Annotated in this window: 18 protein-coding genes and 1 riboswitch; of the genes, 9 read left to right on the top strand and 9 right to left on the bottom strand. The window is 73.1% G+C overall.

All coding sequences use genetic code 11. From position 1 onward, the window contains the following. Nucleotides 1-44 precede the first annotated feature (44 nt). Nucleotides 45-1,508 (bottom strand): 2-hydroxymuconic semialdehyde dehydrogenase, encoded by a 1,464-nt coding sequence (locus tag ACFXKZ_RS06535; protein WP_379997031.1) that lies wholly within the window; start codon nucleotides 1,506-1,508, stop codon nucleotides 45-47. A gap of 247 nt (nucleotides 1,509-1,755) precedes the next feature. Here ACFXKZ_RS06535 and ACFXKZ_RS06530 point away from each other — a divergent pair, with 247 nt between their 5' ends. The 3 genes from ACFXKZ_RS06530 to ACFXKZ_RS06520 all read left to right on the top strand — a co-directional run bounded on the left by ACFXKZ_RS06530 (nucleotide 1,756) and on the right by ACFXKZ_RS06520 (nucleotide 4,397). Beyond that, nucleotides 1,756-2,625 (top strand): alpha/beta fold hydrolase, encoded by an 870-nt coding sequence (locus ACFXKZ_RS06530; RefSeq protein ID WP_379997029.1) that lies wholly within the window; start codon nucleotides 1,756-1,758, stop codon nucleotides 2,623-2,625. A gap of 137 nt (nucleotides 2,626-2,762) precedes the next feature. Then, nucleotides 2,763-3,914: a cytochrome P450 gene (locus ACFXKZ_RS06525; RefSeq protein ID WP_379997027.1), complete on the top strand. Its 1,152-nt coding sequence runs from the start codon at nucleotides 2,763-2,765 to the stop codon at nucleotides 3,912-3,914. A gap of 249 nt (nucleotides 3,915-4,163) precedes the next feature. Next, entirely contained in the window at nucleotides 4,164-4,397 is a 234-nt protein-coding gene (locus ACFXKZ_RS06520; protein WP_379997025.1) for a hypothetical protein, read from the top strand. A 72-nt stretch (nucleotides 4,398-4,469) separates the two neighbouring features. Here the strand turns inward: ACFXKZ_RS06520 and ACFXKZ_RS06515 are convergent, their stop codons facing one another. Further along, nucleotides 4,470-5,084 carry a TetR/AcrR family transcriptional regulator gene (locus tag ACFXKZ_RS06515; RefSeq protein WP_379997023.1) on the bottom strand — a complete coding sequence of 205 codons (615 nt, stop codon included), beginning with the start codon at nucleotides 5,082-5,084 and terminating at the stop codon, nucleotides 4,470-4,472. Nucleotides 5,085-5,167: 83 nt separating this feature from the next. Between ACFXKZ_RS06515 and ACFXKZ_RS06510 the strand changes: the two genes are divergently transcribed. Beyond that, nucleotides 5,168-6,649, top strand: a complete 1,482-nt coding sequence (locus tag ACFXKZ_RS06510) for an MFS transporter (protein WP_379997021.1) — start codon at nucleotides 5,168-5,170, stop codon at nucleotides 6,647-6,649. Between the two features lie 202 nt (nucleotides 6,650-6,851). Next, a complete protein-coding gene (locus tag ACFXKZ_RS06505; RefSeq protein ID WP_379997019.1) occupies nucleotides 6,852-7,580 on the top strand; it encodes a polysaccharide deacetylase family protein in 729 nt (242 codons plus the stop codon). A 141-nt stretch (nucleotides 7,581-7,721) separates the two neighbouring features. Here ACFXKZ_RS06505 and ACFXKZ_RS06500 read toward each other — a convergent pair whose 3' ends face one another. Next, entirely contained in the window at nucleotides 7,722-8,186 is a 465-nt protein-coding gene (locus ACFXKZ_RS06500; RefSeq protein ID WP_379997017.1) for a Fur family transcriptional regulator, read from the bottom strand. Nucleotides 8,187-8,287: 101 nt separating this feature from the next. Here ACFXKZ_RS06500 and ACFXKZ_RS06495 point away from each other — a divergent pair, with 101 nt between their 5' ends. From ACFXKZ_RS06495 to ACFXKZ_RS06485, 3 genes are all read left to right on the top strand, one after another. Then, nucleotides 8,288-9,598 (top strand): cobalamin biosynthesis protein CobG, encoded by a 1,311-nt coding sequence (locus ACFXKZ_RS06495; RefSeq protein ID WP_379997015.1) that lies wholly within the window; start codon nucleotides 8,288-8,290, stop codon nucleotides 9,596-9,598. Nucleotides 9,599-9,692: 94 nt separating this feature from the next. Continuing rightward, nucleotides 9,693-10,319 carry a precorrin-8X methylmutase gene (locus ACFXKZ_RS06490; protein WP_379997013.1) on the top strand — a complete coding sequence of 209 codons (627 nt, stop codon included), beginning with the start codon at nucleotides 9,693-9,695 and terminating at the stop codon, nucleotides 10,317-10,319. A 68-nt stretch (nucleotides 10,320-10,387) separates the two neighbouring features. Then, nucleotides 10,388-11,932 (top strand): precorrin-2 C(20)-methyltransferase, encoded by a 1,545-nt coding sequence (locus ACFXKZ_RS06485; protein WP_379997011.1) that lies wholly within the window; start codon nucleotides 10,388-10,390, stop codon nucleotides 11,930-11,932. Between the two features lie 56 nt (nucleotides 11,933-11,988). On the opposite strand, the gene ACFXKZ_RS06480 is transcribed toward ACFXKZ_RS06485, so the two are convergent. Continuing rightward, the gene (locus ACFXKZ_RS06480) at nucleotides 11,989-12,789 is read right to left on the bottom strand and encodes a cobalt-precorrin-6A reductase (RefSeq protein ID WP_379997009.1); all 801 of its coding nucleotides are present in this window, start codon (nucleotides 12,787-12,789) and stop codon (nucleotides 11,989-11,991) included. 17 nt (nucleotides 12,790-12,806) lie between these two features. Here ACFXKZ_RS06480 and ACFXKZ_RS06475 point away from each other — a divergent pair, with 17 nt between their 5' ends. Next, entirely contained in the window at nucleotides 12,807-13,901 is a 1,095-nt protein-coding gene (locus ACFXKZ_RS06475) for a cobalt-precorrin-5B (C(1))-methyltransferase (protein WP_379997007.1), read from the top strand. 14 nt (nucleotides 13,902-13,915) lie between these two features. On the opposite strand, the gene cobM is transcribed toward ACFXKZ_RS06475, so the two are convergent. The 5 genes from cobM to ACFXKZ_RS06450 form a co-directional block, all read right to left on the bottom strand. Continuing rightward, a complete protein-coding gene (gene cobM / locus ACFXKZ_RS06470; RefSeq protein WP_379997005.1) occupies nucleotides 13,916-14,680 on the bottom strand; it encodes a precorrin-4 C(11)-methyltransferase in 765 nt (254 codons plus the stop codon). Next, entirely contained in the window at nucleotides 14,677-16,005 is a 1,329-nt protein-coding gene (gene cbiE, locus ACFXKZ_RS06465; protein WP_379997003.1) for a precorrin-6y C5,15-methyltransferase (decarboxylating) subunit CbiE, read from the bottom strand. Before cbiE ends, cobM begins: the two co-directional genes overlap by 4 nt. Next, complete coding sequence (gene cobN / locus ACFXKZ_RS06460) at nucleotides 15,998-19,645, bottom strand: cobaltochelatase subunit CobN (RefSeq protein WP_379997001.1); 3,648 nt, start codon at nucleotides 19,643-19,645, stop codon at nucleotides 15,998-16,000. Before cobN ends, cbiE begins: the two co-directional genes overlap by 8 nt. A 204-nt stretch (nucleotides 19,646-19,849) precedes the next feature. Further along, a riboswitch (cobalamin riboswitch) is annotated at nucleotides 19,850-19,951 on the bottom strand. Nucleotides 19,952-20,098: 147 nt separating this feature from the next. After that, nucleotides 20,099-21,226 carry a threonine aldolase family protein gene (locus ACFXKZ_RS06455; protein ID WP_379996999.1) on the bottom strand — a complete coding sequence of 376 codons (1,128 nt, stop codon included), beginning with the start codon at nucleotides 21,224-21,226 and terminating at the stop codon, nucleotides 20,099-20,101. 90 nt (nucleotides 21,227-21,316) lie between these two features. Next, entirely contained in the window at nucleotides 21,317-21,517 is a 201-nt protein-coding gene (locus tag ACFXKZ_RS06450; protein ID WP_379996997.1) for a cold-shock protein, read from the bottom strand. Nucleotides 21,518-21,655: the final 138 nt, after the last annotated feature.

The following is a 21,655-nucleotide window of genomic DNA, read 5'->3' as shown; positions in this document are numbered from 1 at the left end:
CGATGCCTTCGATGCCTTCGATGCCTTCAATATTTTCGACGCCTTCAGATGGCGATGCAGATGTTGACCGGCTCGGAGAAGAAGTCCAGCGAGTATTCGCCGCCCTCTCTGCCGATGCCCGACGCCTTGATCCCGCCGAACGGGGTGCGCAGGTCACGCAGATTCCAGCAGTTGACCCAGACGATCCCGGCCGCGACGCGCGGGGCCACCCGATGCGCGCGGGACAGGTCGCGGGTCCAGACCGTCGCCGCGAGGCCGTACGGGCTGTCGTTGGCCAGCGCGACCGCCTCGTCCTCGGTGTCGAACGGCGCCACGTGGCAGATCGGTCCGAACACCTCCTCCCGCACGGTGCGCGCGCTCTGCGGCAGGCCGGTCAGCACGGTCGGCTCGACGTGGAAGCCCCGATCGCGCTCGTCGCCGAAGCTCGGTACCCCGCCGCCGGCGACGACCGTCGCGCCCTCCTCGACCGCGAGCCGGTAGTAGGACAGCACCTTGTCCCGGTGCGCGGCCGAGATCATCGGCCCGTAATCGGTCGACGCGGCGGCTCTGCGGCCCAGTTCGGCCACGAAGTCGGCGTGGATCGAGCGCTCGACGTAGACCCGCTCGGTGCACAGGCAGATCTGCCCGGAGTGGGTGAAGGCGGAGCGCAGGGTGCCCGCCACGGCCTGCTCGAAGTCGGCGTCCGCGAACACGATCGCCGGGTTCTTCCCGCCGAGTTCGAAGGAGACCGGGGTGATGTGCTCGGCGGCGACGCGCATGATCGCGGTACCGGTGGCCGATTCGCCGGTGAACGCGATCGCGTCGACGTCCGGGTGCGCGGTCAGGAACTCCCCGGCGGCGCCCGCGCCGTGACCGTGGATCAGGTTGAACGTGCCGACCGGCAGGCCGACCTCGTGGATCACCTCGGCGAGCAGCGTCGCGGTGGACGGCGTCTCCTCCGACGGCTTGGCCACCACGGTGTTGCCGGCCGCGAGCGCGGGCGCCACCTTCCAGGTGAGCAGCAGCAGCGGGAGGTTCCACGGCGAGACGATCGCCACCACGCCGAGCGGCCGGCGCACGGTGTAGTTGAGCGCCTGACCGGTGCCGCCGCTCCAGCCGGGCACGGCGGTCGAGTGGGCCCGCTCGGGCCGGCCGTACAGCAGGTCGGCGTAGGCCCGGAAGTTGCCGATCGCACGCGGGATGTCCACGCTCGCGGCCAGGTCGCGCGGCTTGCCGGTGTCCGCGACCTCGGCGTCGACGAACTCGTCGAAGCGGGCCTCGACGCCGTCCGCGATCCGCCGCAGCGCCGCGGCCCGCGCCTCGACCGCCGAGCCGCCCCACGCGGCCAGCGCCGCCCGGGCCGCCGCCACGGCCGCGTCCACCGTCTCCCGGTCGGCCTCGGGCACCTCGCCCACCACCGCCCCGTTCACGGGGTCCACCAGCGGGAACCGCGCGGCGCCGGCGGGCCGGAACTCCCCCGCCACGTAGTGCGCGGGCCGAACCGCCTTCCCGGCCACCGAACGTGCCATCGCCGATCCCTTCGCCGCGGTGACGGTCGCCGTCGCCGTCGTTGTCGATCATCCGTCCCCGGGTTTGTCACCTCGGGCTTTCCCACCCCGAGCCTCCCGCGCCACGGCATGTCCGTCCAATACCTGTTGGCGGCTCGTACATATCGTTTCGGGTATGCAGCACGACTAATGCTTAACTTATCCTTGACTCATTAGATCGAAGATCGATAGAACTGATCCACCAGCCCGACGACGAAGGCAGAAGATCATGAACATCGCCGTGATTCCGCAGGTGGCGCACCGGTTCGTGGAGGTCGACGGGGTTCGGGTCTTCTACCGCGAGGCCGGACCCGCGGACGCGCCCACGCTGCTCCTGCTGCACGGATTCCCGTCGGCCTCGCATCAGTTCCGCCGGCTGATCGACGTGCTCGGCAACGACTTCCACCTGGTCGCGCCGGACTACCCCGGCTTCGGGCACACCGAGGTGCCGGACGGGTTCACCTACTCGTTCGATCGGCTGGCCGACGTGGTCGAGGGATTCGTGGACGCGCTCGGCCTGGACCGCTACGTGCTCTACACCTTCGACTTCGGCGGGCCGGTCGGCATGCGGCTGGCCGAGCGGCGGCCGGCGGCGGTCGCCGGGCTGATCGTGCAGAACGCGAACGCGTACGCCGAGGGCCTGTCCGAAGTGGCCCGCGACTTCGTCGCGCTCACCCCCGAGGTCGCCGGTGCGCGGGATCGAGCCGCCGAGTTGCTGGTCCTGCCGGTCACGCGCGGCCAGTACGAGGGCGGTACGGCCGACCCGACGCTGGTGGCCCCCGACGGCTGGACGCTGGACCAGCACTTCCTGGACCTGCCGGGGCGCAAGGACGCCCAGGTCGACCTGGCCCTGAACTACCACACCAACGTCGCGCTGTACCCGAACTGGCAGGCGTGGTTGGCCGCGCACCGCCCGCCGACGCTGATCGTGTGGGGCCGCAACGACATGTTCTTCCCCGAGGCCGGCGCGCACGCCTACCTGGCCGACCTGCCGGACGCCGAGGTGCATGTCCTGGACACCGGCCACTTCGCGCTGGAGGACAAGCTTGCGGAGGTGGCCCCGCTGATCGCCGACTTCCTGGACCGACTCCCGCGCTGAGCCGAGCCCGGGCGGAGCGGGACCGGGCCGAGCGGGACCCTGGGCCGGGCGGTTTGGCTTCGCCCGGTGGCGTCGATAGGTTGGCAAAACGTGTTGTTGCCGACCGAAAGCGGTTCCCGGTGGATGTCGCCCGCGCCATGGCCCACGATCCGCACGGTGTCTTCGCCCGCATGCGCGAGGCCGGTCCCGTACACACGATCGTCGCGCCCGACGGCAGCCCGGCGTGGCTGGTCACCCGGCACGCCGACGTACAGGCGGCGCTCGGCGATCCCCGGTTCTCACTGGACAAGTCCAATGCCAGGCCCGGTGGTTACAAGGGGTTCGAACTTCCGCCCGCCCTGGACGCCAACCTGCTGAACATGGACCCGCCCGACCACACCCGGCTGCGTCGACTCGCCGGCCAGGCGTTCACCGCGCGGCACACCGCGAACCTGCGCCCCGAACTGGAGCGTGCGGCCCAGACGTTGGCCGACGACCTCGCCGGCCACGAACGAGTGGATCTGGTCCGGGACTTCGCGACCCCGTTCGCGGTCGGCGCGATCTCCGAACTGCTCGGCGTACCGGCCGAGTCCCGGACCGACTTCCGCACCTGGACCAACGCAGTGCTCGGCGCCGACGCCACGCGCGAGGGCATCCGCGCGACCGTGCGCGAGATGTACACGTTCTTCGTCGCGCTGCTTGCGGCCAAACGGGCGAATCCCGGCCCCGACCTGCTGTCCGCGCTGATCGCCGCGCGGGACGCCGACGATCGGCTGAGCGAGGACGAACTCACCTCACTGGCCTTCCTGCTGCTGTTCGCCGGCTACGAGAACTCGGCCAATCTGATGGCCGGCGCGCTGTACGCGATGGTGGACGACGAAGTGTTGCGCGACGCGTTGCGGGCCGACCCGGAGGCGGTGCCGACCCTGGTCGAGGAGGTGGCCCGGCACATGTCCCCGGCGCTGCTCGCGATCCGGCGATTCCCGCTGGAGGACCTCGAGTTGGGCGGGGTGACCATCCCGGCGGGCGACACGGTCCTGCTGTCCATCGCGGCGGCCAACCGCGATCCGCGCCGCTACCCGCACGCGGACCGCATCCGGCTCGACCGGCCCGACCCGGCCCGCCATCTGAGCTTCGGCCAGGGCATCCACTACTGCATCGGCGCGCCACTGGCCCGCCTGGAGGGCGAGATCGCGGTCCGTACCGTGCTGACCCGCTTTCCGAAGATCCGGCGGCACGCGCCGATCTCCTGGCAGCCCTCGATCCGGGTGCGCGGACTGAGCAGCCTGCCGGTCGAACTCGGCGGCTGACCCGCCGGATCCGCCGTCCGCCGCGTGCCGTTTCCGTGGCGGGAATCCCCATGGTCGGTGTTGCCGGGACCAATGGACTGTCACAAGTCTGTGAGAACCCTGTGCGAAGGGGTTCGCGCCCCGTGACGTCCGGGCGGAAAAGGACGAGAGTGGAGGCAGCACGGCAGGGGATCGACGGCGCGAGGCCACAACCGTCGAAGGGTGGCGTGCGATGGATGGGGAGTCGGAGAGATGGCTGTTCGTCGAGCGATGGCAACACGAACGCGCAACGACAACGAGCGGGCACCCGGCCGGGCGACGGGCGTGCGCTGGTGGACCCGGCGGACCACGCAGGCCGCCGCGATGCTCGTGCTGATGGTGGTGGCACTGGCGGTCGGGCCGTCGCTCGGCGTGCTGCCGTCGTTGTCCGAGCGAGTGAACGGTGTCAGCCGGATCACCGACGTGGTGCACGACTCGGATTCGCACGGCCACCACCGGCACTGACCGTCGGACGGGTTCGGCGCCGGCTCGCGGGGCCGGACCGTCGCGGGCCCCGACGCGCCCGCGCCCGGGGCCTCAGTACCGCACCGACTCGATCGCCCGGCGCAGGCCGACCTCCAGGATCTCCGGGTCCTCCCAGTCGCGGGTGACGTGGTCGAACAGCAGCCCCTGGAGCAGGGCGAGCAGGACGTGCCCGTCCAGGCGCGCGTTCGTCGATCCCAGGGCCAGCGCGACCAGTTCGGCGAAGCCGCGGAACTCGGCCTGACAGCGGATCATCTCCTCGCGGATCAACGGCTCGCGCGCGCCCGCGAGTTCCAGCTCGAGGCGGGCCAACTGCACGTCCCGGCCGTCGTTCCACCACTCGCGCACGAACCGGGCGATCCGCGGGTAGTCGATGGCGATCGGGCGCACCGCCGTCATCCGCATCAGCTCGTGGGTGATCTCGTTGGCGTACATCTTGTCGAGGGTGGCCATCCGGTCGATCACGGCCAGGATCAGCTGATCGCGCGTCTTGAAGTAGTACGTCACCGAGCCGTTGGGCAACCCCGCCTCCTCCTGCACCGCGCGATGGGTCAGCCCGCGCAACCCCTGTGAGGCAAGCACCCGGATCGACGCGTCGAGCATCAGCGTGCGGCGGTCGGCCCGGGCGGGGGTCGGGGACGACGTGGCGGGTTCGTTGTCGTGCGGCATGGGTCCATTATCCCCGAGCTTGACGCTTGTAGAGATTTTCTCTACAACTATAGAAACTGCTTCTACGAACGTAGGAATGGCCGATGGCTGCCTCAGGGATACCCGTCACCGCCGCGCCACGGGGGATCGACACTTCCGCGCCCGAACGTTCCGGCCGCCCGACGAACCCCAAGCTCGTGCTGCTGCTGGTGTGCGCCGCCCAGTTCGTCCTGCTGGTCGACGACACGATCGTCAACGTCGCTTTGCCGACCATCGGCGACGACCTCGAGTTCGGCGAGAGCTCGCTGTCCTGGGTCACCAACGCCTACTTCCTCACCTTCGGTGGCTTCCTGCTGATCGGCGGTGGGCTGGCCGACCTGCTCGGCCGGCGCCGGTTGTTCGGAATCAGCCTGACGGTGTTCGTTCTGGCCTCGGCGGTGTGCGGACTGGCCCCGAACGCCGGGGTGCTGATCGGCGCCCGCGCGGCGCAGGGCATCGCCGGCGCGCTGCTCTCCCCCGCCGCGTTGTCGATCCTGCTGGCCACCTTCCGCGACCCCGCCGAGCGGGCCCGCGCACTCGGCACGTGGGCCGCGCTCACCGGACTCGGCGCGGCCACCGGACTGCTCCTGGGCGGCGCGCTCGTCGAATGGACCCACTGGCGCTGGATCTTCCTGATCAACCTGCCGATCGGCGCGCTCGCGCTGTTCGCGCTGCCCCGCACGATCGGCCCGGACGACCGCGACGCGCCGCGCCGGGTACCGGACTTCGCCGGTGCGGCGCTCGGCACCGCCGCCGTGCTGACCCTGGTGTACACGGTGGTCGAGACCGACAAGCACCCGTGGGGTTCGACCCGGACCCTGGTCGGCCTGGGCGTGGCCGTCGTCCTCGCCGTCGGCTTCACCGTGCGCCAACGCGCTGCGGCCGGACCGCTGTTGCCCCGGGCCCTGTTGCGGATGCGGCACGTGGTGCTCGCGGACGTCCTCGTCCTGGTCGCGGCCGGCGGGCTGTTCGCGATGTTCTTCTTCCTGACCCTGTACATGCAGCGCATCCAGGGCTGGTCGCCGATGCGCACCGGCCTGTCGTTCCTGCCGTTCAGCGTCGGCATGGGCGCGGGCGCGGCGGTGTCCACCAAGCTGCTCGCGCACCGGGGACCGCTGCTGCCGGTCAGCGTCGGTCCGGCGGTCGCGGCCGGCGGCATGTGGTCGCTCAGCCGACTGGACGCGCACAGCTCGTTCGCCGCGCACCTGCTGCCCGCGCTGGTGATCACCGGGCTGGGTCTGGGGGTGGCGTTCGTCGCGATCATCAACACCGCGACCGGCGGTGCGGGCGAGGGTGAGGGCGGGGTCGCGTCGGCGATGGTGACGACGTGCCAGCAGATCGGCGCGGCGATCGGCATCGCGGTGCTCGTCACGGTCGCCACCGATCACACGAGGAACCAGGTCGAGTCGGGCGTGGAACGGGGCCGGGCGGCGATCGACGGATTCGCCCGGGCGTTCGAGATCCAGGCGGGTCTGATGGCCGCGGCGGCGGTGATGGGCGTCGTGGTCGGGCTGGCCGCCGAGCGGCACCGGGCCGCGCAGAAGTAGGCCGCGCGCGTGACGCCGGCTCGGGTGGATCACCCGGGCCGGCGTCGGGGGTGGTGGGCCGGCCCCGGGGCGGTGAGCCGGCCTCGGTGGGTTCGGCGGGGCGATCCGCACCGGTGTGATCATGTGCTCCGAACCGGTGAACTCCGCCCGACTCGTGCGTGTCCGCACCGAAGTGATCACAAACGTATGCCAGACACACGACATGGACACCACTTCCGCCATGTCGTCACGTCGCACGGTGCTGATGGGCGCCGCCGCAACCGCCACCCTCGGTCTCTTCGCCGCCGCTCCGTCCGCTTTCGCCACGGACAAGCAGCCCTCCCCCCGTCCCGCCTTCGTCCCGGACCCGGTCGACACGGTCGACGCCGGCCCCCAACGCATCGCGGTGACCTTCGACGACGGACCACATCCCGACAACACCCCCGAGGTGCTGCGAGTACTGCGCCGCTATCAGGTGCGCGCGACGTTCTGCGTCGTGGGCGCCCAGGTCGAGAAACATCCCCAGCTGCTACGCGCGATCCACGACGCCGGACACATGGTCGCCGGCCACTCGTGGTCCCACCCGGACCTTCGGCTCCTGAAAGCCACCGAGGTGGCCGAGGAGGTCGACCGCAACCTCGCCGCGATCGCACGGGTGTTGCCCCGGTATCGGGTCCAGTGGTTCCGCGCGCCGTACGGCGGCTGGTCGCCGGAGGTGATGGGCGCGCTGAGCGCTCGCGGTCTGCGTCCGCTGGGCTGGTCGGTCGATCCGGTGGACTGGTCGCGCCCGGGTGCGGACGCGATCTCCGAGCGGGTAATGAGCTCACTCACGACCGGCTCGATCGTGCTCAACCACGACGGCGGCGGGAACCGCGACCAGACGGTCGCCGCACTGGAGGTATGGGTGCCCGAGGCGCTGTCCAACGGTTACCGCTTCGTCCTCCCGGCCTGACCCGCACCCGACGCGGTCCGCCGCCATCGCTGCCGCCGCCGGGCCCACGTCGACCTCCGCACGCGACGTGGGCCCGGACCCGGCCGAGCCGAGGCGGGGCCGGGCGGGGCCGGCACGGGCCGAGCGGGTCGGACCGGCGGCTCAGGTCGGCTTGGCGCAGCGTGCGCAGCGGCCGGTCAGGGCCACGGCGGTCGGGTCGAGGGCGAAGTCCTGTTCCGCGGCCAGCCGGAACGCCACGTCGTCCAGCAGGTCGCCCGGAGCGTGGCCGACCGTGCCGCAGACCCGGCAGCGTACGTACACCCGTGCGCCGCCGACGAGATGGCCCGCCAGGTGGTAGGTGGCCGCGTCGTGCCGGAGCCGGGTGAAGGCGACCAGGTCGAGGCGTTCGAGGGCGTCGAGCGCCCGGTAGATGGTGGTCCGGTGTACCCCCGGCGCCGCGCGGGAGACGGCGGCGAAGATCGCGTCGGCGCTCAGGTGTTCGTCGGCGTCGGCGAGGACGCGCAACACCGCCGTACGCGCCACCGTGACCCGCTCGCCGTGCGCACGGATCTGCCGCACCGCCTCGGCCACGGGGTCGGGGGTGGGGTGCTGTACACCGTCGTCCATATGCAACAGTGTCGCATCTGGCCGGCGCGTGATCCGGCCCGGGGCGACCGACCGGACACCCCGACGCAGGCCGGCGAGGCGGCACGAAGGGGGTGGGGGCGGTGCCGATCCGAGACCGTGACGACGCCTGCCCCGGGGTCGTGGACACGTCCCCCGCCGACGACGGACTGATCGCGCGCGTACGCCTGCCGGGCGGCCGACTCGGGCCCCACCAGGTGCGCGAACTCGCGTCCCTGGCACGGCGGTTCGGCACCGGTTCGGTGGACCTGACGGCCCGCGCCAACATCCAACTGCGCGGCCTGGGCGAGGCCGACCTGCCCGCCTTCGCCGAGGCCGTCGCGGCGGCCGGCCTGATGCCCTCGCGCAGCCACGACCGGGTGCGCAACATCCTGGCGAGCCCGCTGGCGGGTCGCGATCCGCGGGCCCTGCTCGACGCCGACCCGATCCTGGCCGCCGTGGACGAGGCCGTGTGCGCGGCGCCGGACCTGACCGCGCTGTCCGGCCGCTTCCTGATCGGCATCGACGACGGCGGCCTCCCGATCGCCTCCGCCCGCCACGACCTGGACCTGGTGGCCCGGTCGGCGAACACCGTCGCGCTGTACGCCGCCGGCCACGACACGGGATGGCGCTTCGCCCCGGCCGACGCGGCGACGGCGATCGTCCGCGCGGCCCGCGCGTTCCTGACCGCCCGCGCCGACAGCGGCGCCTGGCACGTCCGCGAACTCCCGCACGGTGCGGTGGCGTTCGCCGCCGAACTGGGCGGCGACCCGGGACGTCCCGGACCGATCCCGGCCGGCGCGGTGACGCACCCGGATGCGCGGCGGCGCGACGCGGGGCCGCCGATCGGGGTGCTGCGGCAAAGCGACGGCCGGTACGCCGTCGGGGTCTCGGTGCCGCTCGGGCGGTTGACGCCGGAACACTTGCGCGCGCTGGTCACGACGGGGACCGAGGTACGGATCACCGGCTCCCGGGGCCTGGTGGTCCGCGACCTGGTCGACCCGGCGGGCGTGTCGGCCGGGTTGGCGGCGGCCGGTCTGTCCGCCGACCCCGCGTCGCCGTGGCGCGGGGTGAGCGCGTGCAGCGGCCTGGGAGCGTGCCGCCGAGCCCTGGCGGACGTCCGCGCGGAGGCGACCCGCCACGCGCTGGGCCACTCCCGGGCCGCCGCACTCGTCCTCGACGAAGACCTGCACGAAGACCTGGACGAAGACCTCTCCGGCGACGCCGCTCCGGCCTCCCACAGGCGTGTCGCCACACACTGGGTCGGTTGTGCCCGCGCCTGTGGCACACCCGCCGGGGCAACCGTGCTGGTGGCCCGGGAGGACGGTGGCTACCTGGCCCTCCGGCCGGGTGCCGCCGGGCCGCCGGGCGCCGAGGGGTCGACCGCGCCGACCGGGCCGCCGAGCCGGACATGAGCGTCGGCGCCCACCTCCGACCCACCCCCGCCGTGGCCCACCGCCACGCACCCCGACCACCATCACCCCGCTCGCGGGCGAAGGAGCAGCCGACGTGGACGACTGGATCAAGGACGGCCCCGAGATCTATCGGCGTTCGTTCGCGACCATCCGGGCCGAGGCGGACCTGTCCCGCTTCCCCGAGGACGTCTCGCGCGTCGTCGTCAGGATGATCCACGCCTGCGGCATGACCGACCTGCCGCAGGACGTCGGCTTCCATCCCGACGTGGCCCGCGCCGGCTCGGCCGCCCTGCGCGACGGGGCGCCGATCCTGTGCGACGCGAACATGGTCGCGTCCGGGGTGACCCGCAAGCGGCTGCCCCGGGACAACGACGTGCGCTGCCTCCTCGCCGACCCCCGCACCCCCGTGCTCGCCGCCGAGCAGGGCACCACCCGCAGTGCCGCCGCCGTGGACCTGTGGGTGGACGACCTGGGCGGTGCCGTGGTGGCCGTCGGGAACGCGCCCACCGCGCTGTTCCGGCTGCTCGAACTGATCGACCAGGGTGCCCCGCGCCCCGCCGCGATCATCGGCATCCCGGTCGGCTTCATCGGCGCGGCGGAATCCAAGCAGGCCCTCGCCGAGCACCCCGCCGGCATCCCCTACCTCGTCGTGCACGGCCGCCGCGGCGGCAGCGCGATGACCGCCGCCGCGCTGAACGCACTCGCGAGCGAGCAGGAATAGCCGATGCCCCGCACGAGCGACCCGCGGACCCGCGGCACCACCCCCACACCCACCCCCAGGAGCACAGCGTGACCACCACCGGCCGCCTGTACGGCATCGGCCTCGGCCCGGGCGACCCCGAGCTGATCACCCTCAAGGCGCACCGCCTGATCACCTCGGCCGACGTGGTCGCGTACCCGGTCAAGAAGGGCGCCCGCGGCGTCGCGATCACCATCGCCGAGCCGTATCTGACCGCGACCCAGCTGCGCCTGCCGCTGGAATACCCGGTGACCACCGAGAGCACGGATCACCCCGGCGGCTACGACGGCGCGCTCGCCGACTACTACGACACGACCGCCGCCGAGATCGCCGCGCATCTGGACGCCGGTCGCGACGTCGCGGTGTTGTGCGAGGGCGACCCGTTCTTCTACGGCTCGTACATGTACTGGCACGAACGGCTCGCCGACCGCTACCCCGTCGAAGTAGTCCCCGGGGTGACCTCGGTCAGCGGCGCGGCGGCGGTGCTGGGCCGCCCGCTCGTCCAACACGACGAGGTGCTCACGATCCTGCCCGGTACGCTCCCGCCCGACGTGCTCGCGGCGCGGCTGCGCACCGCCGACTCGGCCGCGGTGATCAAGCTCGGCAAGCGGCATTTCCCGGCCGTCCGGGGCGCGTTCGAGCAGGCCGGACTGGCCGATCGTACGTGGTACGTGGAACGCGCCACCACCGAGCGGCAGCGGGTGCGCCCGCTCGCCGAGGTCGACCCTGCCGAAGTCCCGTACTTCTCCCTGGTGATCACCCCCTCCACCGCGCCCGGCGGCGAGTTCGCCACCAACCGCACCCCGCACGAGCCGGAGCCGGACTACGCCATCCCCGAACCCACCGGTCAACTCGGCTCGATCGACGTGGTCGGCCTGGGCCCGGCCGGCCCCGAATGGCTCACCCCCGACGCGCACGCCGCGCTCGCCGCCGCGGACCACGTGGTCGGCTACGGCCCGTACGTCGACCGCGTCCAGCCCCGCCCGGGCCAGAAGCGGCACCGCACCGACAACCGGGTCGAGGCCGAACGCGCCCGCCACGCCATCGCGTTGGCCGAGGCGGGCGGCCGGGTCGCGGTGGTCTCCTCCGGCGACGCGGGCGTGTTCGCGATGGCCTCGGCCGTGCTGGAGGCCGCGCACGAAACGGCCACCGAGGTCCCGGTCCGGGTGGTCGCGGGGCTGTCCGCGATGCAGGCCGTGGCGGCGCGCGCGGGCGCGCCGTTGGGCCACGACTTCTGTGTGATCAGCCTGTCCGCGATCCTCAAGCCGTGGGACGTGATCGAGCGCCGGTTGACCGCCGCCGCCGAGGCGGACCTAGCGGTGGCGATCTACAACCCGGCCTCGAAGACCCGACGGACCCAGGTCGCCGAGGCCCGCGACCTGTTCCTGAAGCACCGCTCGCCGGACACCCCGGTGGTGGTCGGCCGCGACGTCGGCGGTGCGAGCGAGTCGGTGCGGGTGGTCCGCCTCGCCGACCTGGACCCGGACGTGGTCGACATGCGCACGCTGCTGATCATCGGCTCGTCCCAGACCCGCGCCTACCCGCGCCCCGACGGCGGCACCGGCGTGTACACGCCGCGTCGCTACCCGGCCTGAGCGTGCGGGGCGGGGTCGCCATGCGGATTTGTGTCACAGTGACTGATATGTACGACTCACGCCCCGCCCGGCACCCCGCCCGCCGCCGCCCTGGCCAGGACCCAGCGCGCGGCGCTCGCCGCGTCGGTGACCTGTTCCGGCGCGGTCGCCTCGGGACGGCGGATCAGCACCACGGGCAGGCCGAGTTCGCGCGCCGCGGTGAGCTTGGCCGCCGTCCGGGTGCCGCCGCTGTCCTTGGTGACGATCGCCTCGACGCGGCGGTCGCGCATCAGCGCGATCTCGTCCTCGACCGTGAACGGGCCTCGGGCCAACAACACTTCGCAGGCCCGGGGCAGTGCGCCGGTGGGCGGCTCGATGCTGCGCAGCAGAAACCACAGATCGTCCAGGTGCGCGTAGGGCGCGGTCTCCATGCGCCCGGTGGTCAGGAACACCCGGCGGGCCAGGCCGGGCAACACCCGCGCGGCGTGCGCGGCCGAGTCGACCGGGTGCCAGTCGTCGCCCGGCCCGGCCGTCCAGCCCGGCCGTTGCAGCCGCAGGAGCGGTACGCCGACCTCGGCGCAGGCGGCGACCGCGTGCGCCGAGATGCGGGCCGCGAACGGATGGGTGGCATCGACGACGCCCGCCACGTCCCGGGCCCGCAGCCACGCCACCAGGCCGGGTATGCCGCCGAAGCCGCCCACCCGCGACTCGCCGACCGGCAACACCGGCGCCCGGGTCCGCCCCGCCAGCGACGACACCACCCGCAGTCCGGGCGTGTCCGCGACGAGTGCGGCCAGGGTCCGGGCGTCGGAGGTGCCGCCGAGCACCAGCAACACCCGACCGTCGGCCGGCCGGTCGGATGGTGTCGCCTCGCTCATGATCGGCTCCCGCTCCGATGACACGCCCCGATCGCCCGCTGCGTCGCGGCTGGACCACCGGAGCGTGTGCCACGGCCGCCACCACGGCCGCCTATCAGGCCCTGCTGACCGGCGAGTTCCCCGATCCGGTGACGGTGTACCTGCCCGGCGGGCAGACGCCGGCGTTCGCCCTCGCGGTCGAGGAGCGCGGCGCCGACGTGGCGATGGCGGGTGTGATCAAGGACGCCGGGGACGATCCGGACGCCACGCACGGTGCGCTGATCCGGGCCACCGTGCGGCACGCGGCGGCCGGGTCCGGGGTGACGTTCCGGGCCGGGTCCGGGGTCGGCACCGTGACGCTGCCCGGTCTGCCGCTGCCCGTCGGCGAACCGGCGGTCAATCCCGTCCCGCGCATGCTGATGCGCGAGGCGGTGGCGCGGGTGGCCGGCACGTACGGCGGCACCGGTGACGTCACGGTCGAGTTGTCCGTGGACGACGGCGAGCGCATCGCCGAGCAGACCTGGAATCCGCGCCTGGGCATCCTCGGCGGCCTGTCCATCCTGGGCACCACCGGCATCGTGATCCCCTACTCGTGCTCGGCCTGGATCGACTCGATCCGCCGGGGCATCGACGTCGCGGCGGCCACCGGCGAGACACATGTGCTCGGCGCCACCGGCACCACGTCGGAGCGGGTCGGCGCCGAGGTGCACGGGTTGTCCGGCACGGCCCTGCTGGACATGGGCGACTTCGCGGGTGCGCTGCTCAAGTACCTGCGCCGGCATCCGATTTCGCGGTTGACCATCGCCGGCGGCTTCGCCAAGCTCTCCAAGCTCGCCGACGGCCATCTCGACCTGCACTCGGGCCGCTCGCAGGTGAACCTGGACCACCTCGCCGAGCGGGCCGCGGCGGTGGGCGGGGACGCGGAGTTGGTCGCGAACATCCGCGCCGCGAACACCGCGCTGCACGCCCTGCAACTGGCCCGCGCCGCCGATGTCCCGCTCGGCGACGCGGTGGCCGAAGCCGCCCGGGACGCGGCGCGCGACCTGCTGCGCGGCAGCGAGATCCCGATCACCGTGGACGTGATCGCGATCGACCGCGGCGGCACGATCGTCGGCCGCGCCGAACCCGGGTAGCGGCGCCCGCCCGTTCATCCGGCCGGCTGCGACGCGACCGCCCGATCGCGCGCCTCGCTGTACAGGTGGCTGTCGCAAAAGCCCGGTTCGCCCAGCACGCGGCCGACCATGATGACCGCCACCGCCCTGATCCCGTTGTCGCGCACCAGCGACACCAGGTCGGCCAGTTCGCCGCGCACGATCAGCTCGTCGGGTCGCGACGCGCGGGCAACCACCGCGACCGGGCAGTCCGGGCCGTACAGCGGGGTCAACTCTGCCACCACACGCTCGACTTGACCGATCGCCAGGTGCAGCACGAGCAGCGCGCCGGAGCGGCCGAGGGTGGCCAGGTCCTCGCCGGGCGGCATGGCCGTCGCGTTGCCCGCGACGCGGGTCAGGATCACCGTCTGCCCCACCGTCGGCAGCGTCAACTCCCGGCCCATGGCCGCCGCCGCGGCGGCGAACGCCGGTACGCCCGGGGTGATGTCCCACGGGATGCCGAGCGCGTCGAGGCGGCGCTGCTGCTCGGCCACCGCACTGAAGAACGAGGTGTCTCCCGACTGGAGGCGGGCCACGTCGTGCCCGGCGGCGTGCGCCGCCCGCAGTTCCTCGACGATCTGATCCAGGTTCAGGTCGGCGGTGTCCACGAGGCGGGCGCCGGGCGGTGCGGCCTCGACCAGTTCGCGCGGGACGAGCGCGCCCGCGTACAGGCACACCGGCGACGCGGCGATGATGCGCAGCCCCCGCACCGTGATCAGGTCGGCGGCGCCGGGGCCGGCGCCGATGAAGTGCACGGTCATGGGTGGGTTACTCCTGGTTCGGGGCCGACCGGCTTGACGGCCACCCATTGGGTGACCGGCATCGCCGGTCGCCATCCGGTGAAACGACCCACCGGGGTGGCTCTGGTGATCTGCAGCCGGGTCAACTCCCCGCCGTACGCGGCACGATGGCGGACCAGTTCGGCCTCGGTCTCGGCGACCACGGCATTGGCGACCAACCGGCCTCCGGGACGCAGCGCGGACCAGCAACGGTCGACCACGCCCGGCACGGTCAGCCCGCCGCCGACGAAGACGGCGTCCGGGGCCTCGTCCGCCTCGTCCGCCGGGAGCACCTCCGGCGCCCGGCCGCGCACGATCCGCAGGCCCGGTACACCGAGCGCGACCGCGTTGGCCGCGGCCCGCTCGGCCCGATCCGCGCGCGCCTCGAAGCCGATCGCCCGGCACGACGGGTGCGTGCGCATCCATTCGATCCCGATGCTGCCGCTGCCCGCGCCGACGTCCCAGAGCAGTTCCCCGGGGCGCGGCCCGAGGGCGGCCAGGGTGACCGCCCGGATCTCGCGTTTGGTCAACTGCCCGTCGTGCACGTAGACGTCGTCCGGCAGGCCGGCCAGCCGGCTCAGTCCCGGCCCGGGCCCGCACTCGACCGCGACCACGTTCAGGTCCGCGAAGTGCCGCTCGGGAGCCGCCGCGAGCGCGTCCGCGGTGCCGCGCCACATCGACTCGGCCGGGCCGCCCAGGTGTTCCAGCACGGTGACCTCGCTCGTACCGAAGCCGCGCGCCACCAGCAGCGCCGCCGCCCGCCCGGGGGTCAGCCCATCCGCGCTGAGTACCAACACCCGCCGGTCCGTGGCCAGTTCGGCGGACAGGGTGTCGAGCGGTCGGCCCACCGCGCTGACCACCGCCACGGCCTGCGTCGACCAGCCGAGCCGCGCGCAGGCCAACGACGCCGACGACGCCGCCGGCAGCACGGTGACCCGATCGGCGCCCAACCTCCGGACCAGCGTGGCCCCGACGCCGAAGAACATCGGGTCGCCACTGGCCAGTACACACACCCGCCGGGACGCCGCCAGGTGGGCGACGAAGCCCACCTGGAACGGCGACGGCCACACGACCCGCTCGGATCCGGTGTCGGGCACCATCGCCAAATGCCGTGCGCCGCCGACCACTACCTCGGCGTCGCCCACCAACGCCCGTGCTGCCTCGGACAGTCCGACCCACCCGTCGTCCCCGATCCCGACCACGGACACCGGACCGGTGCCGGTGCCGGTGCCGGTGCCGGTGAACGGTGCCCCCGCCAGGGACACCGCGTCCGACACCGGCCACGACGCGGGATTCCCGTCAGCCATCCCCCGCGTCCTCGCCGCCTTCGAGATCGCCCTCGACATCCAGGTACACCTCGCGCAGCCCGTCGAGCGTGGCCGCCTCCGGCTTCTCCCACATGCCCCGGTCGGCCGCCTCCAGGAGCCGCTCGGCGATCCCGCGCAGCGCCCACGGGTTGGACGTGCGCATGAACTCGCGGTTGGTCTCGTCCAGGACGTATTCGCCCGCGAGCTTCTCGTACATCCAGTCCGCCACCACGCCGGTGGTGGCGTCGTAGCCGAACAGGTAGTCCACGGTGGCCGCCAGCTCGAACGCGCCCTTGTAGCCGTGCTTGCGCATCGCCTCGATCCAGCGCGGATTGACCACCCGGGCGCGGAACACCCGGGCGGTCTCCTGCTGGAGGGTGCGGGTGCGGACCGCGTCGGGCATGGTCGAGTCGCCGATGTAGGCCGCCGGCGCGGTCCCGGTCAGCGCGCGCACCGCGGCGACCATGCCGCCGTGGTACTGGAAGTAGTCGTCCGAGTCGGCGATGTCGTGCTCGCGCGTGTCGGTGTTCTTGGCCGCGACCGCGATCCTGCGGTACGCGTCCTCCATGTCCTCGCGCGCGAACACCCCGTCCAGGCCCCGACCGTAGGCGTAGCCGCCCCACGTCGCGTACACCTCGGCCAGGTCCGCGTCGTCGCGCCAGGTGCGCGCGTCGATCAGCGGCAGCAGGCCCGCGCCGTACGCGCCCGGGCGCGAGCCGAACACGCGCGTGGTGGCGCGCCGCGCGTCGCCGTGCCGCGCGACGTCCGCCCGCACGTGTGCCCGGACGTAGTTGTCCTCGTCCGGCTCCTCCGCCTCCGCGGCCAGCCGCACAGCGTCGTCGAGCAGCAACACCACGTGCGGGAAGGCGTCCCGGAAGAAGCCGGAGATACGCACCGTCACGTCCACGCGCGGGCGGCCCAGTTCGGCGGGCGGGATCGTCTCGATCCCGGTCACCCGGCGTGACGCGTCGTCCCAGATCGGCCGCACGCCGAGCAGCGCCAAGACCTCGGCGATGTCGTCGCCGCTGGTCCGCATCGCGCTGGTGCCCCAGACCGAAAGGCCGACCGAGCGCGGCCAGTTCCCGTCGTTGTCGGCGCGGTAGCGGGCCAACAGCGAGTCGGCGAGCGCCTGTCCGGTCTCCCAGGCCAGTCGGCTGGGGATCGCCTTCGGGTCCACGGTGTAGAAGTTGCGGCCGGTCGGCAGCACGTTGACCAGTCCGCGCAGCGGCGAACCGCTGGGCCCGGCCGCGACGTAGCCGCCCTCCAGGGCGTGCAGCACCGCGCCGATCTCGTCCCCGGTGCGGTCCAGGCGCGGCACGATCTCGGTCGCCGCGAACGCCAACACCTCGGCGACGGCGGGCGATTCGCCGCCCAACACCTCGGCGGTGACGGCCGGCGCCCGGGTCGGGTCCCAGTCGGCCGCCTCCATCGCCGCGACCAGCCGGTGCGCCCGGTCCTCGGCGTCGTCGGTCTCGGTGCGCGAGGCGCCGCCGCCCTCGACCAGGCCGAGGGATTCGCGCAACCCCGGCAGCGCGGCGGCCCGTCCGCCCCACACCTGACGCGCCCGCAACATTGCGGTGACCAGGTTGATCCGGCCCTCGCCGGTGGGCGCGCTGCCCAGGATGTGCAGGCCCTCGCGGATCTGCGCGTCCTTGACCTCGCACAGCCACCCGTCCAGGTGCAGGATCAGGTCGTCGAACTCGGCCTCGTGCGGCCGGTCGGTGATGCCCAGGTCGTGGTCCAGCTTGGTGGCCTGGATCAGCGTCCAGATCTGGCTCTGCAGGGCCGGGCCCTTGGCGGGGTCGAGCGCCTGCACGTTGGCGTATTCGTCGAGCAGTTGTTCGAGCCGGGTCAGGTCGCCGTACGTCTCGGCGCGCGCCATCGGCGGCACGAGGTGGTCGACGATGATCGCGTGCGCGCGCCGCTTGGCCTGCGCGCCCTCGCCCGGGTCGTTGACCAGGAACGGGTACACCAGCGGCAGATCGCCCAGCACCGCGTCGGGACCGCACTCCGCGGACAACCCCAGGTTCTTGCCCGGCAGCCACTCCAACGTGCCGTGCTTGCCCAGATGTACCAGGGCGTGTGCGCCGAAGCCGCCCGGCCCGGCGGGCGCGTCCAGCCACCAGTAGGCGGCCAGGTAGTGGTGGCTCGGCGGCAGGTCCGGGTCGTGGTAGATGGCGACCGGGTTCTCGCCGAAGCCGCGCGGCGGCTGGATGATCAGGATGACGTTGCCCGCGCGCAGTGCGGCGAGCACGATCTCGCCCTCCGGATCGCGCGAATGGTCCACGTACAGCTCGCCGGGCGGCGGGCCCCAGTGCTCCTCGATGTTTGCGCGCAGCCCCAGCGGCAGGGTGGCGTAGCGCTCGCGGTAGGCGGCGGCGGAGATCCGGACCGGGTTGCCTTCGAGTTGACCCTCCGTCAACCACTCGGGGTCCTGGCCACCGGCCGCGATCAGCGCGTGGATCAGCGCGTCGCCGTCCGGGGGTTCCAGGCCGGGCAGCGCGTCGGCACCGGCCGGCGCGCCGACGTCGTAGCCGGCCGCGCGCATCGCGCGCAGCAGCGCAACCGCCGAGGCGGGGGTGTCCAGGCCGACGGCGTTGCCGATCCGGGAGTGTTTGGTCGGGTACGCGGAGAGCACCACGCCGACCCGCCGCTCCGCGGCCGGTACGTGCCGGAGCAGGGCGTGTCGTACCGCGATCCCGGCCACCCGGGCGGCCCGTTCGGGGTCGGCCGCGTAGTGGGTGAGGCCGTCCGCGCCGGTCTCCTTGAACGAGAACGGGACGGTGATCAGCCGGCCGTCGAACTCGGGTACGGCCACCTGGGTGGCCGCGTCCAGCGGCGACAGGCCCGCGTCGCCGGCCTCCCACTCGGCCCGGCTGGTGGTCAGGTTGAGCGCCTGGAGGATGGTGATGTCGAGTCCGGCCAGCGCGCCGACGTCCCACTGCTCGTCGTCGCCGCCCGCGGACACCTCGGCGGGCTTGGCCCCACCGGCGCCGCCCGCCGCGAGCACGGTGACCAGGAGTGCGTCCAATTCGCCGAGCGCGGCGAACAACGACTCGTCGGCGCCGCGCAGCGAGGCGCACCAGATCGGTACCGGACGGCCGCCCGCGTTCTCGATCGCCGTGCACAGGTCGGCCACGAACGCGGTGTTCCCGGCCAGGTGGTGCGCGCGGTAGTACAGCACGCCCACCGCCGGACCGTCGCCGGCGGACGCCGTGCGGTCGAGCCGGCCCCAGGAGGGCACCTCGACGGGCGGCTCGAAGCCGAAGCCGGTGAGCAGCAGCGTGTCGGACAGGAAGCGGTACAGCTGGGTCAGGTTGGCCGGGCCGCCCTGGGCGAGGTAGGCGTGCGCCTGCGCGCTCACCCCGGCGGGCACCGTGGCCAGTTCCATCAGCGCCGCGTCGGCGGCGAGTTCGCCGCTGACCACGACCACCGGGCGCGGTCCGGCGAGCAGCGCGTCCAGGCCCGCCTCCCAGGCGCGTCGGCCGCCGAGCAGGCGGACCACGACGAGGTCGGTGCCGTCGAGGAGCGCGGGCAGGTCCGCCACGTCGACCCGGGAGGGGTTGGCCAGGCGCCAGTCGCCCTCGCTCGCCTTGGCGCTGAGCAGGTCGGTGTCGGAGGTGGAGAGGAGGAGGATCACCGGGAGCCTCCGGCGGGGACGATGCCGCGGGCCGACCGGCGGGGCGTGTGGCCGCCGGGCGTGGGGTGGGCGGGCGTGTGGCCGCCGGGTATACGTCGGCTGGGTGTACGTCGGCTGGGTGTGCAAGAACGCCGGCAGGACAAAATCGTCACCTGAAAGCGCCTCTCCGGGGTCCGCGCCCCATCGGACTCGGGGTGAGACGCGCAGTTCCTGACTCCCGGTCGCGCCATGGTCGACGTCGGTCGACGTCGTACGGCGGAGCCGGTCACAGTGGCGGGACCGTCCCGGGATCACACCGGGTTCCTGCCACGCCCTCCCCGCGCCGGTAGGGCCGGCGCGGGGCCAGCATTGCTCAGTGGCCCGCCTTGACGCAACATGCCCGGATCGGCGTGGGCGGCGGGGGTGACACATGTCACCGACGGCCGCCGGTCGGCTCGCCCGCCGCGCCCGCGCTCAGCCGCTCTTGCGAACCCGCTCCACGAACGCGCCGAACTCGTCGGCGACCTCGTCCTCGGTCCACTCCAGGGCGGGTTCGGCGACGGTGATCTCCGTGTACGACAGGCCCGGCAGCCCGGGCTCGGTCCAGCGGCCGGTGAGCCACACGCCACGCTCGACGGCGTACTCGACGTTCACCCGGTTGAGCAGTTCGGCCGGGTACGGCAGCCACGCCTGGAACTGGTGGGTATGCGGGACAGCCGGGAACACCCGGGTCTGCGGCACCCGGGCGAGGCCGGCCGCCACCGTCGCGGCATGCCCGACGCAGGTCGCCAGCCGGGGCAGGGTCTCGGTGAGCGCGGCCAGCGCCTCCAGCGCCATCGGCCAGGCCTGGAACGGTCGCCCGCCGTAGCGGTGGCGCCACGCGTGCGCCTCCTCGATCAGCTCGGCGTCGCCCGCGAGAGCGGCCCCTGCGCTCGCGCCGAGACCCTTGTAATAGGACACGTACACCGAATCGAACAGGTCGACGATCTCGGTCAACCCGTGTCCGAGCCCGGTGGCGCTCTCCCACAGCCGGGCGCCGTCCAGGTGCAGCGCGGCGTCCCGATCCCGGGCGGCCTGTACGACGGCGATCAGGTCGTCCCAGGCGGGCAGGACGAAGCCGTGGTCGCGCAGCGGGAGTTCGTAGAAGAGTGTGCCGAACCGCTCGGCGCTGCTCCGGACGTCGTCGGCGGTGATCTGCCCCGGCCCCTGGGCGAGCACGAGCGGCCGGAGCCCGGACAGGACGGAGATCGCATCGCGTTCGTAGGTCAGCGGGTGGGCGCGGGGGTGGATGCCGACCACGTCGGATCCCGTGGCTCCGGCGTGGATGCGCAGCGCGACCTGCTGGGCCATCGTGCCGGTGGGGAAGAGCAGCGCGGCCTCGGTGCCGAGCAGCTCGGCGGTCCGGGCCTCGAGGCGGGCGACCGCGCCGCCGTCGCCGTAGGTGTCCGGCCATTCGTCGGGGTCGACGTTCTCCCGCGCGTAGGCGTCGAGCCGGGCCAGCCGCTCGGCGACCGTGGCGGGCCGTGCCCCGGACAGGATCCGGCCGCATGCACGGATCACGCGCATGCGGCCGACGTGCTCGTCGTTGCCGATGTATGCCATGGGGGCATCATGCAACGCGCGGGTTCGCTCCGGTACGCACACACGGCCCGCCCCGGGAAGGGACGGGCCGTGTGGGTGGTGCGGCGCGGATCAGACGGTGATGTTCTCCGCCTGCGGGCCCTTCTGGCCCTGCACGGAGTCGTAGGTGACCTTCTGACCTTCGGTCAGCTCACGGAAGCCCTGCGACTGGATCGCCGAGTAGTGCGCGAAGACATCCGGGCCGCCGTCGTCCGCCTGGATGAAGCCGAAGCCCTTTTCCGCGTTGAACCACTTCACGGTTCCAGTAGCCATACAAATCTCCTTCGTGGTGCCGAATGCGGACGTGCACACATGCACATCCACAGGCCGCAACAGCAATTCACTCTTCACACGAATCCGGTTCTGGATAAACAAAAAGCGCCCGACGGTCACGACCGTAAGGCGCTCACA

The organism is Embleya sp. NPDC059237 (assembly GCF_042754105.1).
In the GTDB taxonomy this organism is placed as follows: domain Bacteria; phylum Actinomycetota; class Actinomycetes; order Streptomycetales; family Streptomycetaceae; genus Embleya.
Note: the sequence above shows the minus strand (reverse complement) of the source record. Positions and strands in the feature narration are given on the sequence as shown.

What these genes read in the sequence shown, in the direction of transcription:
- ACFXKZ_RS06535 (WP_379997031.1), bottom strand. Translation starts at nt 1,508, where the DNA reads ATGGCACGTTCGGTGGCCGGGAAGGCGGTTCGGCCCGCGCACTACGTG.
- ACFXKZ_RS06530 (WP_379997029.1), top strand. Translation starts at nt 1,756, where the DNA reads ATGAACATCGCCGTGATTCCGCAGGTGGCGCACCGGTTCGTGGAGGTC.
- ACFXKZ_RS06525 (WP_379997027.1), top strand. Translation starts at nt 2,763, where the DNA reads ATGGCCCACGATCCGCACGGTGTCTTCGCCCGCATGCGCGAGGCCGGT.
- ACFXKZ_RS06520 (WP_379997025.1), top strand. Translation starts at nt 4,164, where the DNA reads ATGGCAACACGAACGCGCAACGACAACGAGCGGGCACCCGGCCGGGCG.
- ACFXKZ_RS06515 (WP_379997023.1), bottom strand. Translation starts at nt 5,084, where the DNA reads ATGCCGCACGACAACGAACCCGCCACGTCGTCCCCGACCCCCGCCCGG.
- ACFXKZ_RS06510 (WP_379997021.1), top strand. Translation starts at nt 5,168, where the DNA reads ATGGCTGCCTCAGGGATACCCGTCACCGCCGCGCCACGGGGGATCGAC.
- ACFXKZ_RS06505 (WP_379997019.1), top strand. Translation starts at nt 6,852, where the DNA reads ATGGACACCACTTCCGCCATGTCGTCACGTCGCACGGTGCTGATGGGC.
- ACFXKZ_RS06500 (WP_379997017.1), bottom strand. Translation starts at nt 8,186, where the DNA reads ATGGACGACGGTGTACAGCACCCCACCCCCGACCCCGTGGCCGAGGCG.
- ACFXKZ_RS06480 (WP_379997009.1), bottom strand. Translation starts at nt 12,789, where the DNA reads ATGAGCGAGGCGACACCATCCGACCGGCCGGCCGACGGTCGGGTGTTG.
- ACFXKZ_RS06475 (WP_379997007.1), top strand. Translation starts at nt 12,807, where the DNA reads ATGACACGCCCCGATCGCCCGCTGCGTCGCGGCTGGACCACCGGAGCG.
- cobM (WP_379997005.1), bottom strand. Translation starts at nt 14,680, where the DNA reads ATGACCGTGCACTTCATCGGCGCCGGCCCCGGCGCCGCCGACCTGATC.
- cbiE (WP_379997003.1), bottom strand. Translation starts at nt 16,005, where the DNA reads ATGGCTGACGGGAATCCCGCGTCGTGGCCGGTGTCGGACGCGGTGTCC.
- ACFXKZ_RS06455 (WP_379996999.1), bottom strand. Translation starts at nt 21,226, where the DNA reads ATGGCATACATCGGCAACGACGAGCACGTCGGCCGCATGCGCGTGATC.
- ACFXKZ_RS06450 (WP_379996997.1), bottom strand. Translation starts at nt 21,517, where the DNA reads ATGGCTACTGGAACCGTGAAGTGGTTCAACGCGGAAAAGGGCTTCGGC.